13 protein-coding genes are annotated in these 16,067 nt (G+C 46.6%); 5 read left to right on the top strand and 8 right to left on the bottom strand.

Annotation, left to right across the window (positions count from 1 at the left end; genetic code table 11):
* Positions 1 to 8: 8 nt before the first annotated feature.
* From atpD to glmU, 3 genes are all read left to right on the top strand, one after another.
* Positions 9 to 1,412, top strand: coding sequence for a F0F1 ATP synthase subunit beta (atpD, locus tag AB4513_RS15365; RefSeq protein ID WP_009848119.1), 1,404 nt, complete (start codon positions 9 to 11; stop codon positions 1,410 to 1,412).
* 18 nt (positions 1,413 to 1,430) lie between these two features.
* Positions 1,431 to 1,853 carry a F0F1 ATP synthase subunit epsilon gene (locus AB4513_RS15360; RefSeq protein ID WP_004735742.1) on the top strand — a complete coding sequence of 141 codons (423 nt, stop codon included), beginning with the start codon at positions 1,431 to 1,433 and terminating at the stop codon, positions 1,851 to 1,853.
* 182 nt (positions 1,854 to 2,035) lie between these two features.
* The gene (gene glmU, locus AB4513_RS15355) at positions 2,036 to 3,394 is read left to right on the top strand and encodes a bifunctional UDP-N-acetylglucosamine diphosphorylase/glucosamine-1-phosphate N-acetyltransferase GlmU (RefSeq protein ID WP_009848118.1); all 1,359 of its coding nucleotides are present in this window, start codon (positions 2,036 to 2,038) and stop codon (positions 3,392 to 3,394) included.
* Between the two features lie 127 nt (positions 3,395 to 3,521).
* Here glmU and punC read toward each other — a convergent pair whose 3' ends face one another.
* Complete coding sequence (punC, locus tag AB4513_RS15350) at positions 3,522 to 4,733, bottom strand: purine nucleoside transporter PunC (RefSeq protein ID WP_102258032.1); 1,212 nt, start codon at positions 4,731 to 4,733, stop codon at positions 3,522 to 3,524.
* 163 nt (positions 4,734 to 4,896) lie between these two features.
* Between punC and punR the strand changes: the two genes are divergently transcribed.
* Positions 4,897 to 5,811 carry a DNA-binding transcriptional activator PunR gene (gene punR / locus AB4513_RS15345; RefSeq protein WP_009848116.1) on the top strand — a complete coding sequence of 305 codons (915 nt, stop codon included), beginning with the start codon at positions 4,897 to 4,899 and terminating at the stop codon, positions 5,809 to 5,811.
* A 100-nt stretch (positions 5,812 to 5,911) separates the two neighbouring features.
* On the opposite strand, the gene ilvA is transcribed toward punR, so the two are convergent.
* From ilvA to ilvG, 5 genes are read right to left on the bottom strand one after another with little or no spacing between them, the layout of a single operon-like run.
* Positions 5,912 to 7,456: a threonine ammonia-lyase, biosynthetic gene (gene ilvA, locus AB4513_RS15340; protein WP_009848115.1), complete on the bottom strand. Its 1,545-nt coding sequence runs from the start codon at positions 7,454 to 7,456 to the stop codon at positions 5,912 to 5,914.
* Positions 7,457 to 7,458: 2 nt separating this feature from the next.
* Positions 7,459 to 9,300 carry a dihydroxy-acid dehydratase gene (gene ilvD / locus AB4513_RS15335; RefSeq protein WP_009848114.1) on the bottom strand — a complete coding sequence of 614 codons (1,842 nt, stop codon included), beginning with the start codon at positions 9,298 to 9,300 and terminating at the stop codon, positions 7,459 to 7,461.
* A 33-nt stretch (positions 9,301 to 9,333) separates the two neighbouring features.
* Positions 9,334 to 10,302, bottom strand: coding sequence for a branched-chain amino acid transaminase (locus tag AB4513_RS15330; protein ID WP_009848113.1), 969 nt, complete (start codon positions 10,300 to 10,302; stop codon positions 9,334 to 9,336).
* Between the two features lie 12 nt (positions 10,303 to 10,314).
* On the bottom strand, positions 10,315 to 10,599 hold the full coding sequence (ilvM, locus tag AB4513_RS15325) for an acetolactate synthase 2 small subunit (RefSeq protein ID WP_009848112.1): 285 nt from the start codon (positions 10,597 to 10,599) through the stop codon (positions 10,315 to 10,317).
* 1 nt (position 10,600) lies between these two features.
* Entirely contained in the window at positions 10,601 to 12,247 is a 1,647-nt protein-coding gene (gene ilvG, locus AB4513_RS15320) for an acetolactate synthase 2 catalytic subunit (protein WP_009848111.1), read from the bottom strand.
* A 471-nt stretch (positions 12,248 to 12,718) separates the two neighbouring features.
* Between ilvG and AB4513_RS15315 the strand changes: the two genes are divergently transcribed.
* A complete protein-coding gene (locus tag AB4513_RS15315) occupies positions 12,719 to 14,242 on the top strand; it encodes a YifB family Mg chelatase-like AAA ATPase (RefSeq protein ID WP_009848110.1) in 1,524 nt (507 codons plus the stop codon).
* 119 nt (positions 14,243 to 14,361) lie between these two features.
* On the opposite strand, the gene AB4513_RS15310 is transcribed toward AB4513_RS15315, so the two are convergent.
* Positions 14,362 to 15,315, bottom strand: a complete 954-nt coding sequence (locus AB4513_RS15310; protein ID WP_009848109.1) for a DUF2860 domain-containing protein — start codon at positions 15,313 to 15,315, stop codon at positions 14,362 to 14,364.
* 139 nt (positions 15,316 to 15,454) lie between these two features.
* Positions 15,455 to 16,054 (bottom strand): thiol:disulfide interchange protein DsbA/DsbL, encoded by a 600-nt coding sequence (locus AB4513_RS15305; protein WP_009848108.1) that lies wholly within the window; start codon positions 16,052 to 16,054, stop codon positions 15,455 to 15,457.
* Between the last annotated feature and the right edge of the window lie 13 nt (positions 16,055 to 16,067).

Raw genomic sequence — 16,067 nt, 5'->3', positions numbered from 1 at the left:
GATTAACGATGGCTACAGGTAAGATCGTACAGATCATCGGTGCGGTAGTCGACGTAGAGTTCCCACAGGGCGAAGTACCTCGTGTATACGATGCTCTGAATGTTAATGAAGTGAAAGAGCGTCTAGTTCTTGAAGTTCAGCAACAACTTGGCGGTGGCGTAGTTCGCGCAATCGTAATGGGTAGCTCTGATGGTTTACGTCGTGGTTTGACAGTTGAAAATACTGGCGCTCCAATCTCAGTACCAGTAGGTACTAAGACATTGGGTCGTATCATGAATGTCCTAGGTGACGCGATTGATGAGTGTGGCGAGATTGGTGCTGAAGAGCATTACGCCATTCACCGTGAAGCTCCAAGCTACGAAGAGCAGTCTAACGAGACAGCTCTTCTAGAAACTGGTGTTAAAGTAATCGACTTGATTTGTCCATTCGCTAAAGGTGGTAAAATCGGTCTATTCGGTGGTGCTGGTGTAGGTAAGACCGTTAACATGATGGAACTTATCAACAACATCGCACTTCAACACTCAGGCCTATCTGTATTTGCAGGTGTAGGTGAGCGTACTCGTGAAGGTAACGATTTCTACTTTGAGATGCAGGAAGCAGGTGTTGTAAACATCGAAAAACCTGAAGAATCAAAAGTAGCGATGGTTTACGGCCAGATGAACGAGCCACCAGGTAACCGTCTACGTGTTGCACTGACTGGTCTAACAATGGCAGAGCGCTTCCGTGACGAAGGTCGTGACGTTCTACTGTTCGTTGATAACATCTACCGTTACACACTAGCAGGTACTGAAGTATCAGCACTTCTAGGTCGTATGCCTTCTGCGGTAGGTTACCAACCTACACTAGCTGAAGAAATGGGTGTTCTACAAGAGCGTATCACGTCAACTAAAGCTGGTTCTATCACGTCTGTACAGGCGGTATACGTACCTGCGGATGACTTGACTGACCCGTCTCCAGCAACAACGTTCGCTCACTTGGATGCAACGGTTGTACTTAACCGTAACATCGCATCTATGGGTCTATACCCAGCGATCGACCCGCTAGATTCTACTTCACGTCAACTGGATCCATTGGTAGTTGGACAAGAACACTACGACATCGCTCGTGGCGTTCAGTCTACTCTTCAGCGCTATAAAGAGCTGAAAGATATCATTGCTATCCTAGGTATGGACGAGCTATCTGAAGAAGATAAGCAAGTTGTATCTCGTGCTCGTAAGATTGAGAAGTTCCTAACTCAGCCTTACCACGTAGCGGAAGTATTTACAGGTGACCCAGGCGTTTACGTACCTCTTAAAGAGACTCTACGTGGCTTCCAAGGTCTTCTATCTGGTGAATACGATGACATTCCAGAGCAAGCGTTCATGTACTGTGGTGCAATTGACGAAGCTATCGAGAATGCTAAGAAGCTATAAGGCTAACTAGGAGGCGATATGGCAGCAATAACCTTTCACCTAGACGTTGTAAGTGCCGAGAAACAAATTTTCTCTGGTCTTGTTGAGACGTTTCAGGTGACCGGTAGTGAGGGTGAGCTTGGTATTTTCCATGGTCACACTCCACTGCTGACCGCTATCAAGCCTGGTATGGTGCGTATTGTTAAGCAGCACGGCCACGAAGAAATTATTTATGTTTCTGGTGGTATGGTAGAAGTTCAGCCTGGTACAGCGACTGTACTGGCTGATACAGCTATCCGTGGTGAAGAGCTAGACGCAGCAAAGGCGGAAGAAGCTAAACGCAAGGCTGTGGAGAATATCCAAAATCAGCATGGCGACATAGACTTCGCACAAGCGGCCGGTGAACTGGCTAAAGCCATTGCTCAGTTACGAGTTATCGAACTGACAAAGCAGCGTCGTTAATCTTTTTAAGATTATAGACTCTGAGATAAAGGCGACCTAAGGGTCGCCTTTTTGCATTTTTAGGTTCTGAAAAATGCATCTTTTACACATCACTACTGGTTAAATGGTTATTGTGATTTAATTTTTTGGCCAAAAACGGTTACAATATCGGCTTAATAAAAATACTGTTGGATAGGTTTACAATGAAGTTTAGCGCAGTGATTCTCGCGGCGGGCAAAGGCACTCGCATGTATTCAAACACACCAAAGGTTCTGCACACGCTTGCGGGTAAGCCAATGGTGAAGCATGTTATCGATACATGTAATGGTTTAGGCGCTCAAAATATCAACCTGGTTTACGGCCACGGTGGTGATCAGATGAAGGCTACTCTAGCTGAAGAATCTGTAAATTGGGCACTGCAAGCTGAGCAGCTAGGTACTGGTCACGCTGTAGATCAAGCATCTGCACATTTTGCTGATGATGAAAAAGTATTGGTGCTATACGGTGATGTTCCACTAATCTCTCCTGAAACCATTGAAAACCTATTAGACGCTCAACCAAACGGTGGTATCGCACTACTTACTGTCGTTCTAGATAACCCGATGGGCTACGGTCGTATCATTCGTCGCAATGGCCCGGTTGTCGCTATCGTTGAGCAAAAAGATGCAACCGATGAGCAGAAGCTTATCAAAGAGATTAATACTGGCGTTATGGTGGCTACTGGTGGCGATCTGAAACGTTGGTTGTCTGGCTTAAGCAACGATAACGCACAAGGTGAATACTACCTGACTGACGTTATTGCAGCGGCTCACGATGAAGGTCGTGCGGTTGAGGCTGTACATCCAGTAAGCCCAATTGAAGTTGAAGGCGTGAACGACCGCTCACAACTGGCTCGTCTAGAGCGCGCTTACCAAGCTGAACAAGCAGATAAGCTATTGAAGCAAGGCGTAATGTTACGCGACCCAAGCCGCTTTGATCTACGCGGTGAATTACAGTGTGGTATGGATGTTGAGATTGATACTAACGTTATCATCGAAGGCAGTGTAAGCATTGGCGATAATGTGGTTATCGGCACTGGTTGTGTATTGAAAGACTGTGAGATTGATGACAACACTATCGTTCGCCCATACAGCGTAATCGAAGGTGCAACGGTCGGTGAAGACTGTACGGTTGGTCCATTCACTCGCTTACGTCCTGGAGCTGACATGCGTAATAACTCGCACGTTGGTAACTTTGTCGAAATGAAGAACACTCGCCTTGGTGAGGGCTCTAAAGCGAATCACTTAACGTACTTAGGCGATGCTGAAATTGGTCAGCGCGTAAACGTGGGTGCAGGTGCTATCACTTGTAACTATGATGGCGCAAACAAGTTTAAGACCATCATCGGCGATGACGTATTCGTTGGCTCAGATAGTCAATTAATTGCTCCAGTTACTATTGGTAATGGCGCTACCGTTGGTGCTGGCTCTACAGTAACTCGTGATGTTGCTGAAAATGAGTTAGTTATCAGCCGTGCTAAAGAACGTAAGATTGCTGATTGGAAACGTCCAACTAAGAAGTAAGTACTAACGTCCAAAAGATATTCGGATACAAGCCAGTAGCAATGCCACTGGCTGCTTTCTAAATAACTTTAGATATAAAAAAAGAGCGAGATTACTCGCTCTTTTTTTGTTTTCGTTAAACGAGAAACTAGTCTTGTTTCTCGTCAGCGACCACTCGAGAGTTGTCTGGTGTCGCGAAGTGTTCAGAAAGCTCTTTGTTTGAAACAATATAGCCAACCCACAATGCACCCAAACAAATCACAACCGCGATACCCGTTGCGCTTAGTGCTTGGCTAGCCATTGCCGCGACCAATGCACTTGATAGGCCACTGATACTGATTTGCAGGCTGTTTTGTAGGCCAGCAGCTGTTGCTGGGCTTTGCTTAGCACTTGATAGAGCACGGTTTACTACTATTGGGTAAAGTGCACCGTTTGCTACTGCAATCAAACAGAAAGGCGCAAGCAGAGGCCAGATTGACGTCAGTTCCCACTGTGATGCAATGAAGATAAGCATCGCTGCAACGCTGAACAAACCGATAAGATTTCTTAGTACAACGCCATCACCATATTTCTTCACCGCTTGCTTACCGAAATAACCACCCGCCATGAACGCGATTGTCTGTGGGATAAAGCTCAAGCCGATGTCTTTTGCTTCATAACCTAGCTGAGCCATTATCTCTGGCATACCCGTTAGGTAAGCGAAGAACGCTGCAGATGCCGAAGCAAACATTAAAACATTACCCATGTAAGGCTTTGATTTTATCAACATCTTGATGTCTGTCTTAATCGATGTCTGCTTTACTTCAGGCGCTTCTTTTGGTTGAGCCATTGTTGTTGCAATTAGTAGTGCGCCCATCAAAGTCAATGTAATGAAGATACTGTGCCAGCCAAAGCTGTCTGCTAGCAACACACCCAGTTGAGGTGCTAGTGCTGGAGATAGCGCTACTAGAGGCATGATAGTAGCAAAAATTTGCTGGCTACTGCTTTGCGAGTAACGCTTGATAACCATTGCTTGCCAGATTACCGCAGGCGCACACACACCGATCGCTTGAATGAAGCGTAGTGTTAGTAGGTGCCATACCTCGGTGCTGAATGCCAAGCCGAATGACGCTGCCGTAAAGATAACAAGACCAACCGTTAGTGTGTTGCGGTGACCATACTTGTCACTCGCCAGACCCCAAAGAAGCTGACCCATTGCCATACCGCCAAGGAATACAGTTAGAGACAGAGCAATCTGCTCTGGACCGGTTGCGAAATCAACTTCCATTGCCTTAAATGCAGGAAGGTACATATCGGTCGCAATAAAGCCAAGCATTGAAAGTACTGCAAGGTAGACCAATTGAAATTTAGAAATATTCATAAGATGCCATTAAGCTAAAGGTAGTGATGTTTTTATCATCAAAAAAATTGTTTGATATACAGAAGTGAAAGCCCCTGTTTATTTGTGCTGACATTCTATTTTTCAGACCTGATAAAATAAAACGCTAAAATATGTGGTTATCAATCAAAAAATTTGAAGGCTTATGTTCTCTAAATCCTCTTTAGAAATGCTCGATACTGTTGCTCGCTTAGGCAGTTTTACTGCGGCGGCAGAACAATTGCACAAAGTGCCCTCAGCGATCAGCTATGGGGTTAGGCAGGTAGAGCAAGAGCTTGATGTTCTACTTTTCAGACGGTTACCAAGAAAAGTAGAGCTGACACCTGCAGGTGAGTTGTTTATTGAAGAGGCTCGTCAACTGCTGAGACAGATGGAAGAACTCAGTGCCCAGACTCGCCGAGCTGCGCGTGGTTGGAAGAAAACCTTGCGCTTAACGCTTGATAACGTGGTTAAGCTCGACAAGATGAAGCCTATGATTGAAGAGTTTTATCAAACCTTTGAGTTCGCTGAGCTGCAGATTAACATGGAAGTGTTTAACGGCTCTTGGGAAGCCATTGCACAGGGCAGGGCGGATGTCGTGATTGGTGCAACCTCGGCGATTCCGGTTGGTGGTGACTTTGAAGTTAAGGATATGGGGCGGTTAGATTGGGCATTTGTGATGTCACCCAGTCACCCGTGTGTGCGAGAGCAAAACCTTAATGAAGCCTTTGTCAGTCAATACCCAGCAATATGTTTGGATGATACCTCTAGTGTACTGCCTAAGCGACACACAGGGCACTTTTCGAATCAAAGGCGTCTATTGTTACCTAACTGGTACAGTGCGATAGAGTGTCTTAAAAATGGTGTTGGGGTGGGTTACATGCCAAGGCATATCGCCGCACCTATTATTGAGCAAGGTTTGCTGGTAGAAAAAATATTGCCCGAGCCAAGCCCGCAGAGTCATTGTTGTTTGGTGTGGCGAAAAGACGATAACCATAAATTGATCGAATGGATGGTCAAATATCTAGGATCAAGTGAGCAACTTCACCAAGATTGGTTGGATCATCGTAAAGCGATCTAATGATGCGATCCGTTGAAGATCATTCGGGTTAGGTTTGAATCAGCCCAATAAAAAGAGCGAGTTATCATAACTCGCTCTTTTTCATGTTTAGTCCGAACTTTTAAGACAAGAAGAACTTGTAGGAAGGGTTATCGGTTTCATCTTTGCATTGGTAGCCGAGTTCTTCTAAATGCGTAGAGAACTGAGCCAAATCGTCATCACCAAGCTCAAAACCACACAGCACACGACCGTAATCAGCACCATGGTTACGATAGTTGAACAAGCTGATATTCCAGTGAGTCCCTAAGGTATCAAGGAATTTAATCAATGCTCCTGGGTATTCAGGGAACTCAAAGCTGTACAGACGCTCTTTCAATGGTTTCGATGGTTTGCCGCCAATCATGTAACGAATATGAAGTTTTGCCATCTCGTCATCAGACAAGTCGACAACCGCGTAGTCACCCTCACGTAAGTCATTGATGATGTGTTCGAGTTCTTCTTGTCCACCTTGTAGACGTACACCAACGAAGATATTCGCCAGGCTTTCGTCGTTGTGGCGGTAGTTAAACTCAGTCACCGCTCGACCACCAATAATGTTACAGAACTCTAGGAACGCACCTTGTCGTTCTGGAATAGTCACCGCAAGTAGACCTTCTCGCTTCTCACCCAATTCACAACGCTCAGAGACATAACGCAGACCGTGGAAGTTGGTGTTCGCACCAGACAATACCGTTGCTAGTTGCTTATTTTGCAGTTGGTTTTGTTCTGCAAACTTCTTAAGGCCTGCCAGAGCAAGCGCTCCTGAAGGCTCAGCAATTGCACGGGTGTCTTCAAAGATGTCCTTTACCGCAGAGCAGATTTCATCGCTAGATACTGTAATATGACCATCAATGTACTGTTGGCAAAGACGGAAGGTTTCTTCACCAATGCGTTTAACCGCAACACCATCAGCAAACATGCTGACCTGATCCAGTACCACTGGTTCACCCGCATCCAGTGCTGCTTTCAAGCAAGCTGAGTCTTCAGGCTCTACCGCAATCACTTTAATCTCTGGCATCAGTTGTTTGATAAGCACTGCAACACCAGCGGCTAAGCCACCACCACCAACCGGCACAAAGATATAATCCATGTGACCGTTTTGCTGCAGCATCTCCATGCCCATAGTACCTTGCCCTGCAATCACCAGTGGGTGATCGAAAGGAGGTACAAAGGTGAAGCCATGTTCAGCCGATAGGCGTTCCGCTTCCGCTTTTGCTTCATCGAAATTACTGCCGTGCAGAACCACATTACCACCAAATCCGCGTACCGCATCAACCTTGATATCCGGCGTCGTTTTTGGCATCACAATCGTGGTCTGAATACCAAGCTTAGAACCGGACAGCGCCATACCTTGAGCATGGTTACCTGCCGATGCAGCAATCACACCTGCGGCTTTCTGTTGTTCAGAAAGGCTTGATACCATGTTGTAGGCACCACGTAGCTTGAACGAGTGCACCGGCTGACGGTCTTCTCGTTTAAGCTGAACCTGATTACCGATACGAGCGCTTAAGCGTGGCATATCTTGCAGAGGTGTCACAATCGCCGCTTCGTAAACCGGCGCTCTCAGGATCTGGCGCAGATAATCTGCGCCAGTTTGTTTTTGGGGGCTGGAGGTGTCATCACTCATAGTTAGCCCTCAAGTTTAGACTTATCACGTACAGCGCCTTTGTCGGCACTGGTCGCCATGCTTGCATAAGCTTTCAGTGCGAAAGACACTTCACGCTGACGGTTTTCTGGTTTCCAGCCTAGTGCATCTTGTTTAACGCGACGTGCTTCAAGCTCTGCTTCTGGCACATCAAGTGTGATTGAGCGGCTAGGGATGTCGATAGTGATAATATCGCCCGTGTTCACTAGACCAATCACACCGCCACTTGCTGCTTCTGGAGAAGCGTGACCGATAGACAGACCTGATGTACCACCAGAGAAGCGACCATCAGTCAGTAGAGCACATGACTTGCCTAAGCCCATTGATTTCAAGTAAGTCGTTGGGTAAAGCATCTCTTGCATGCCCGGACCACCTTTAGGACCTTCGTAACGAATAACAACCACTTCGCCGGCTTTTACTTTACCCGCTAAGATGCCGTCTACTGCCGTATCTTGGCTTTCGAATACGATTGCAGGGCCTTGGAATTTAAGGTTTTCTTCATCAACACCCGCGGTCTTAACGATACAACCATCAACCGCGATGTTACCTGAAAGTACCGCTAGTCCACCTTCTTGGCTGAATGCGTTTTCTTTAGTACGGATACAACCTTCTTTGCGATCGTCATCAAGACGATCCCAACGACAATCTTGTGAGAAAGCTTTAGTTGTACGGATGCCCGCAGGACCAGCACGGAAGAACTTAAGCACGGCTTCGTCTTCTGTCTGCATGATGTCGTACTGTGCAAGTTGCTCTTGCATGCTTAGACCAAGTACCGTGCGAGTTTGGTTGTTTAGTAGACCTGCACGGTCAAGTTCACCAAGGATAGCCATTACGCCACCAGCGCGGTGAACGTCTTCCATGTGGTATTTCGGAGTTGAAGGTGCCACTTTACATAGGTGTGGAACACGGCGAGACATCGCGTCGATATCATCCATATCGAAATCAATGTCGCCTTCTTGAGCTGCTGCCAAAAGGTGAAGAACGGTGTTACTAGAACCACCCATTGCGATATCAAGTGCCATCGCATTATCAAAGGCAGCGCGGTTTGCAATGTTGCGTGGCAGTGCTGATTCGTCGTCTTGCTCGTAGTAACGCTTGGTTAGATCAACGATACGCTTACCGGCATTGATGAACAGCTCTTCACGGTCTGCGTGTGTTGCCAGCATAGAACCGTTACCAGGCTGAGATAGACCAAGTGCTTCTGTTAGACAGTTCATTGAGTTTGCTGTGAACATACCTGAACATGAACCACAGGTTGGACATGCTGAACGCTCTACTTGCTCACTTTGCTCATCAGAAATGGTTGGATCGGCGCCTTGAATCATCGCGTCAACAAGGTCGAGCTTGATGATTTGATCTGAAAGCTTGGTTTTACCTGCTTCCATTGGGCCGCCTGATACAAAGATCACAGGGATGTTTAGGCGCATAGCTGCCATCATCATTCCCGGAGTGATTTTGTCACAGTTAGAGATACACACCATCGCATCTGCACAGTGTGCATTGACCATGTACTCTACCGAGTCTGCGATAAGCTCACGTGATGGCAGTGAGTACAGCATGCCGCCGTGGCCCATTGCGATACCATCATCGACTGCGATGGTGTTGAATTCTTTAGCGATACCGCCCGCTTTCTCGATTTCACCTGCAACCAGTTGACCCATATCTTTAAGGTGAACGTGGCCAGGTACGAATTGAGTGAAAGAGTTTACAACCGCGATGATTGGCTTACCGAAGTCATCATCTTTAACGCCAGTTGCACGCCATAAAGCGCGCGCACCAGCCATGTTGCGTCCGTGGGTAGTCGTTGCTGAACGATAGATTGGCATTGCTTAAATCCTTATAAAATATTTGGCTGTTGCTTACTTAGTGGTTTGTGTTTGGCTTTCTGAAGTTTGGTCTGCTGGATAAACGTAATCTAACCAGCCCCACTTATCTTCAGTAGTGCCATTGAATAAACCAAAGTAAGCCGCTTGAACTTTTTCAGTGATAGGACCGCGTTTGCCTTCACCTACTGTAATTTTGTCTACGCTGCGAACTGGAACGATTTCTGCAGCTGTGCCTGTCATGAAGACTTCATCGGCAAGATATAGCGCTTCACGAGCAATGTTCTCTTCACGGATTTCATAACCCATGTCTTTTGCTAGCGTCATGATCGAATCACGAGTAATACCCGGCAGAATTGCGCTGGTTGCTGGTGGTGTTGATAGCACGCCATTACGAATCACGAAGATGTTCTCGCCTGCACCTTCTGAAAGGTAACCATCGACGCTCAGTGCGATACCTTCATCGTAACCATGACGACGAGCTTCACCACCAACCAGTAGTGAAGATAGGTAGTTACCACCGGCTTTTGCTGCGGTTGGGATGGTATTTGGCGCTGCACGATTCCAGCTTGATATCATCGCATCTACGCCATTTTCTAGCGCTTCTTCGCCTAGGTAAGAACCCCAAGGGAAAGCAGCGATGATCAGATCCATCTCAGTGTTTTCTGGCGGGCAGACACCCAAACCAACGTTACCGACAAAGCCGAGAGGGCGGATGTACGCTGACTCTAGCTTATTTTGGCGTAGCGTTTCGCGAGTCGCTTCCATAATTTCTTCCTCTGTGTAAGGAATTGGGAAGCGGTAGATTTTCGCTGAGTCTTTTAGGCGTCTTGCATGCTCTGGGTGACGGAAGATAACCGGGCCCTTTGGCGTGTTGTAACAACGAACACCTTCAAACACAGAAGTACCGTAGTGCATTGCGTGAGTCAGGACGTGAACGTTCGCCTCTGCCCAAGGAACCATTTCACCGTTAAACCAAATATAGTCTGCTGTTTTAGCTGTCATGTTAGCGGTTCCTTATGCGTTTATCTTTTGTTGTAAGTTGTTGTTTGGCAATTCATTACGGCTGATCGAGATAACGTCAACGGTACGCACGTCCCACAGTTTTTCGATTTGGTTTACCAAGAAAGAGATCGGACGCTCACTGTCGACAATGATCTCAACACTCGCCACTTTGCTTTCGTGGTTTTGAGTGCCAGCTACTTGCTTAACAATAAAGCCACGGTGGCGGATAACACGAAGAACACGCTCTAGTAGTACAGGCTTATCATCGGCTTTGATGTCTAATAGGTATCTTTTCATGTTATGTGTTCTCCAACATCTCACTGTTTGAAGCACCTGGCGGTACTAGTGGCCATACGTTCTCTTCTTCATCGATAAGAACATGAAGTAGGTAAGCGGTTTTGCTCTCTAGCATCTCTTTCAGTGCTGGTTCTACTTCTTCTTTACGCGTGATGGTTTTGCCCGGGATATCAAATGCTTTCGCTAGCATGACGAAATCCGGGTTGTCATCCAAGATGGTTTCACTGTGTCGGCCATCAAAGAACAGCGATTGCCATTGGCGAACCATGCCTAAGCGCGAGTTGTTAAGCAGCACCATTTTTACTGGGATTTGGCGACGCTTCAGCGTACCAAGCTCTTGAATGTTCATCATGAACGAGCCGTCACCAGAGATAAGTATAGATTGGTCATTAGGACGACCAACCGATGCACCCATGGCTGCAGGTAGGCCAAAGCCCATAGTGCCTAAGCCCGCTGAAGTGATGAAGTTTTGTGGATCGCGTGGCTGAATGTGTTGAGCTGCCCACATCTGATGTTGGCCAACATCGGTCGAAACCATAGAACTCGCAGGCATCATGTCTGACAGTTGTTTCAACAACAGAGGTGCGAAGATAAGGTCGCCAGGGTGGTCGTAACGCCATTTAAATGAGCTACGAAGGCCTTCAGAGTGGTGAACCCAAGAGGAGATGTCTTGGCTTAGCTCCAGTTGAGGCATGATCTTGTTGATGTCACCGCGAATTGGAGCATTGGCAAGACGCAGTTTGCTGAACTCAGCGGCATCGATATCGATATGGATAACCTTAGCATGCGGCGCGAAGGTATCGAGTTTGCCCGTTACTCGGTCATCAAAACGAGCACCGACTACAATCAATAGGTCACTCTCTTGAACCACAAGGTTAGCGGCTTTAGTGCCGTGCATACCCAGCATGCCAAGGTAGTGTGGGTCGTCACGTTCGATAGTGCCCAAGCCTTTCAGTGTGCTTACTGCTGGCATTGGGTTAAGGCGTAAAAATTCACGAACCGCATCGGTTGCTTTCGCCAGTTGAACACCACCACCTACGTATAAAACAGGACGGGTTGCTTGAGACAAAAAGTACTGTGCCTGTTCAATGGCATCAGTTGTCGCAATAGGAATTGCGGGTGGAGTAAATTCAGGAAGAGTGTTAACAGGTGCTTCTGCTAGTTGAACATCTTTAGCGATATCGACGATAACCGGGCCAGGACGGCCAGACTTTGCTACTACAAACGCTTCAGCGAGCGCTGGAGCAAGATCTTCAATATCAGTTACTAGGTAGCTGTGTTTAGTACATGACAGAGACATACCAATCACATCCATTTCTTGGAATGCATCGGTACCAATGTGGGAACTAGCAACTTGACCAGTGATAGCTACGAGTGGGATGGAATCCATAAAAGCATCAGCAAGACCTGTGACTAGGTTAGTTGCCCCCGGGCCTGAGGTTGCCATACAAACAGCGACGTCTTGCGTTGCTCGAGCCATACCGATAGCGGCCATTGCAGCGCCTTGCTCATGACGACATAGGATATGTTCAACCCCGCCGTCATAGAGTGCATCGTAGATTGGCATGATGGCACCGCCAGGGTAACCAAATACGGTCTCAATGCCTTGTTGCTTGAGTGCGGATACGACCAGTTCTGCGCCTTTCATCGTAATTCCTCCGTATTACCTTTGTTTTGGTAATTGTTTCCATTGTCTCTGCACATCTTGTGCTCCCATTCTTCCTGTAAATCGGCAAAGCCGAAAATGTTTCAAAATATAAAATCGAATGTCTAAATTAGAAAAAACCCCCGGACTTTTCAGTGCGGGGGTTTTTTCTAATTCGTGGTTACTTTTTTCCCACTCGCCCCCGCGCAGTCTCAATAATGACTACGATAATCAGGTTAATCAGTGCGTAAATGCGAGCGTTAAATGTCATAAAGTTCGAGTTTTCTCGTTTATTGTCTTAAGTAAATGTCTACATCTCTAGTGTTATCACACAAATCTGCTGCATGACAAGGAAAATGTCATTCTTTTTTCACATTAAAACACCATTCCACCACGCTATATAACAACCTTATCGCTTTGGTGAGCAATGAATATCCAGAGTGAATACTTTTAAATCAAAGACAAAGGAAAGTTATGGGACTCGCAATAATTCATAGCCGAGCTAGTGTGGGTGTAGAGGCACCAGAAGTGACTGTGGAAGTGCATATTAGCAACGGAATGCCCGGTTTTACGCTGGTGGGTCTACCTGAAACGACGGTTAAGGAATCTAAAGATCGAGTAAGGAGTGCCATCATCAATTCTCGCTTTGAATTTCCATCGAAAAGAATCACGGTCAACCTTGCACCTGCAGATTTACCCAAAGAGGGAGGACGTTTCGATCTGCCAATTGCGCTTGGGATTTTGGTGGCGTCAGATCAGCTTCCTACATCAAAAATAGTTCAACATGAATTTATCGGTGAGTTGGCGTTATCGGGAGAGCTGCGTTCAGTCAAAGGAGTGCTACCAGCAACATTAGCGGCGGATAGTGTTGAGCGATGCTTGGTGGTTCCGCACCATAACGGTGATCAGGCGGCCTTAGTTGGCAAGGGAGCGCATAAATCTGCACAAACCTTGTTGGAGGTTTGCGCTGATATGTGTGGCCAGGCTCAGCTTGGTTTATATCGAACCGAGCATCATCATGTCGATGTGTCTGATAATCGTGACCTACAAGATATTATTGGCCAGCAACAAGGTAAGCGAGCACTGGAGATCGCCGCAGCGGGCAACCATAACCTTCTTTTTCTCGGCCCGCCCGGAACTGGAAAAACCATGTTGGCGTCTCGATTGCGCGATTTGTTACCTGAGATGAGTGACGACGAGGCGATGGAAACCGCTTCGGTGGCTTCTTTAACGCAACAAGAAATCAATCAATACAACTGGAAACAACGACCTTTCCGTTCTCCACACCATTCGAGTTCGATGGCAGCATTGGTCGGTGGTGGCTCGATACCTCGCCCCGGAGAGATCTCTTTGGCGCATAACGGATTATTGTTTCTCGATGAGATGCCTGAGTTTGAGCGCAAGGTGCTCGATTCATTACGAGAGCCTCTAGAGTCAGGTGAGATCATTATTTCACGCGTGGCAGGCAAGACTCGTTTTCCTGCACGCTTTCAGTTGGTCGGAGCCTTGAACCCAAGCCCGACTGGTTATTACGAAGGCAATCAAGCACGCGCTAATCCTCAGATCATATTGCGCTATCTCAATCGATTATCGGGGCCACTGCTTGATCGGTTCGATATGTCATTGGAGATCCCACTATTGCCCAAAGGGATGTTGGCTGAAGGTGGCGATCGTGGTGAAACGACTCAAGTGGTAAAGCAAAGAGTCAAACAAGCGCGCCAGTTGATGCTGTCTAGGAACCATAAATCGAATGCGCTGTTAGGCAGCCGAGAAATTGAAAAGTACTGCCCATTGAGGCGTGAGGATGCAGAATTTCTGGAAACGGCTCTGCATCGATTAGGTTTATCAATTCGTGCTTATCATCGCATTATTAAGGTAGCGCGAACCATTGCGGACCTAGAGGGTAATGAGCAGATTGAAAAGAAGCATTTATCAGAGGCACTTGGTTATCGAGCGATGGATCGACTCTTGAAACAACTCTCGGCTCAAGCTGTATAGTCATGCCAATCGTAGTAAACAACGGGTCATTTATTTACTGTGATTGGTATAAAAACAAGAAAGCCTGCTTTTACGCAGGCTTTCGTTGTTATGAACTAATGGTTATTAGAAAGCAGTGATTAGAACTTGTAGTTCAAGCCAACTGAGACGATGTATTGTGATTCATCGTAGAAGGTAATGTTCGAGTCGCTGGTGCCGTAGCCCGCAAGCGAAACAAACGACCAGTTTTCCCAGTCCATGAATTGATCATATTCATACGCGGCAAATAGGTTGATGTTGTCGTCGCTGCGCTTCTTGCTGTAGATAGGGTTGCTTGCATCGTAAGAGCGTTGGTTATAGCCCGCTGTTAGTGCGTATTGGTGACGACCCATACCGCCAAACAAACTCACTTCACCGCCAAACTGTTCATAAGAGGCAGCTTTGCCATCGGCAGAACTTGATTGGTAAATCAATGATGGTACTAACATCATGGTGCGGTTGATTGGTTGACGGTACTGACCTTTCAGGTAGAAAGTATTGGCATCACGCTGTAATTCTTCTCTAACCCGATCATCTTCCACATCTTTGGTGGCGTAGGCCATGTCTAACGAGAAAGCAGACCCCGCAATGCTACTTAGTTTCACACGAAAGGCATTGCCTGTTTCATCCGTTTTGGTGCGACCTGAAGTGGTGTTGTACGGGTCGGCCCAAGTCTCACCTGACATGATAGTCGGCAAAAGTGAAGCGTCGATGGTCATGCCTGACTCTAGTTGGTATTTATAACCAACCTCAAGCACGACAGTACCTGTTGCTACGTCATCACGAGTGGTACCTGTGTATACCTGGTGATTCAATTTCTCGCCAAAGGTGTAAGCAATACTGCCTAAAGGAGCGACAAGAAATGAGCTTTCAGATGAGGCTTTCTGGTTAATGGACGAAATGGTGCTATTAGCATCGGTATTAAAGTTTGAGGTGGAAGAGGTAACCCCTGTATTAATAGAGATTTCACCACTGAAACCTTGTTCGTCTGCAAGCTTGGCAAAAGCAGGAGAGGCTGCAATGCTCAGTGCCAAAAGCGTTATTTTTATTTTCATTCAAAGGCTCCTTGCCTACCAGTTCTTAGGACTGGATATTGATATCAGTAAAGCACAACGTTTTCAGGATGATTGTTTATCTATGAATCTTTTTGAACTAGTGCAAAAAAGGAAGCCGAAGCTTCCTTTAATCAATACGTTACTTCTTAAGTAGAAAGTTAACGAGCTCGAAGTACTCATCGAGAGAGCTAATACCTTGAGCGTCTACTAGGTAGCGGTTGTTAACGACGACCGCAGGAACACCAGAAAGACCGCTGTCTTTGAATGCTTTGTCGAAGCGGCGAACCATAGAGTCGACTGCAAAGCCGTTGTATGCCGCATCGAATTTCTTAGCATCAACGCCTTCGTCTAGGAAGATTTGACGCAATTCTTCTTCATCGCGTGGTGGCTTGTTCATGGTGTGGATGCGGTTAAACATCACTGGCACCATTTTATCTTCAACTTTCAGTGCAATCATGGTTGCGTAAGCTTTGCTCATTGGCAGACCCATGTTGCCACCCATGAATGAAACATGGTTCTTCTGTAGCTTAGCGTCTTTTGGTAGCTGTTGTTTTAGCTGCTGGATGATTGGTTCAAAGCTATTACAGTGTGGGCAGTAGAAAGAGAAGAACTCTGTCACCATTGGTTTTTTTGATGCTTCTAGATCGAGAACTTTGTAGTGTTCACCTTCGTTAAATTTCGCAGCGTGAGCTGAAAGGCTCAACATGATCAATGAGAAAAATGCGAATAGCTTTTTCATTTATCCAATCTCC

The sequence above is a fragment of the Vibrio sp. 10N.222.54.E6 genome (assembly GCF_041473955.1).
Classification (GTDB): domain Bacteria; phylum Pseudomonadota; class Gammaproteobacteria; order Enterobacterales; family Vibrionaceae; genus Vibrio; species Vibrio tasmaniensis_A.
Note: the sequence above shows the minus strand (reverse complement) of the source record. Positions and strands in the feature narration are given on the sequence as shown.

Coding starts and splice junctions, on each gene's coding strand:
- punR (WP_009848116.1), top strand. CDS start 4,897: ATGTTCTCTAAATCCTCTTTAGAAATGCTCGATACTGTTGCTCGCTTA.
- ilvG (WP_009848111.1), bottom strand. CDS start 12,247: ATGAAAGGCGCAGAACTGGTCGTATCCGCACTCAAGCAACAAGGCATT.
- AB4513_RS15315 (WP_009848110.1), top strand. CDS start 12,719: ATGGGACTCGCAATAATTCATAGCCGAGCTAGTGTGGGTGTAGAGGCA.
- AB4513_RS15360 (WP_004735742.1), top strand. CDS start 1,431: ATGGCAGCAATAACCTTTCACCTAGACGTTGTAAGTGCCGAGAAACAA.
- ilvD (WP_009848114.1), bottom strand. CDS start 9,300: ATGCCAATCTATCGTTCAGCAACGACTACCCACGGACGCAACATGGCT.
- AB4513_RS15330 (WP_009848113.1), bottom strand. CDS start 10,302: ATGACAGCTAAAACAGCAGACTATATTTGGTTTAACGGTGAAATGGTT.
- glmU (WP_009848118.1), top strand. CDS start 2,036: ATGAAGTTTAGCGCAGTGATTCTCGCGGCGGGCAAAGGCACTCGCATG.
- atpD (WP_009848119.1), top strand. CDS start 9: ATGGCTACAGGTAAGATCGTACAGATCATCGGTGCGGTAGTCGACGTA.
- AB4513_RS15310 (WP_009848109.1), bottom strand. CDS start 15,315: ATGAAAATAAAAATAACGCTTTTGGCACTGAGCATTGCAGCCTCTCCT.
- punC (WP_102258032.1), bottom strand. CDS start 4,733: ATGAATATTTCTAAATTTCAATTGGTCTACCTTGCAGTACTTTCAATG.
- AB4513_RS15305 (WP_009848108.1), bottom strand. CDS start 16,054: ATGAAAAAGCTATTCGCATTTTTCTCATTGATCATGTTGAGCCTTTCA.
- ilvA (WP_009848115.1), bottom strand. CDS start 7,456: ATGAGTGATGACACCTCCAGCCCCCAAAAACAAACTGGCGCAGATTAT.
- ilvM (WP_009848112.1), bottom strand. CDS start 10,599: ATGAAAAGATACCTATTAGACATCAAAGCCGATGATAAGCCTGTACTA.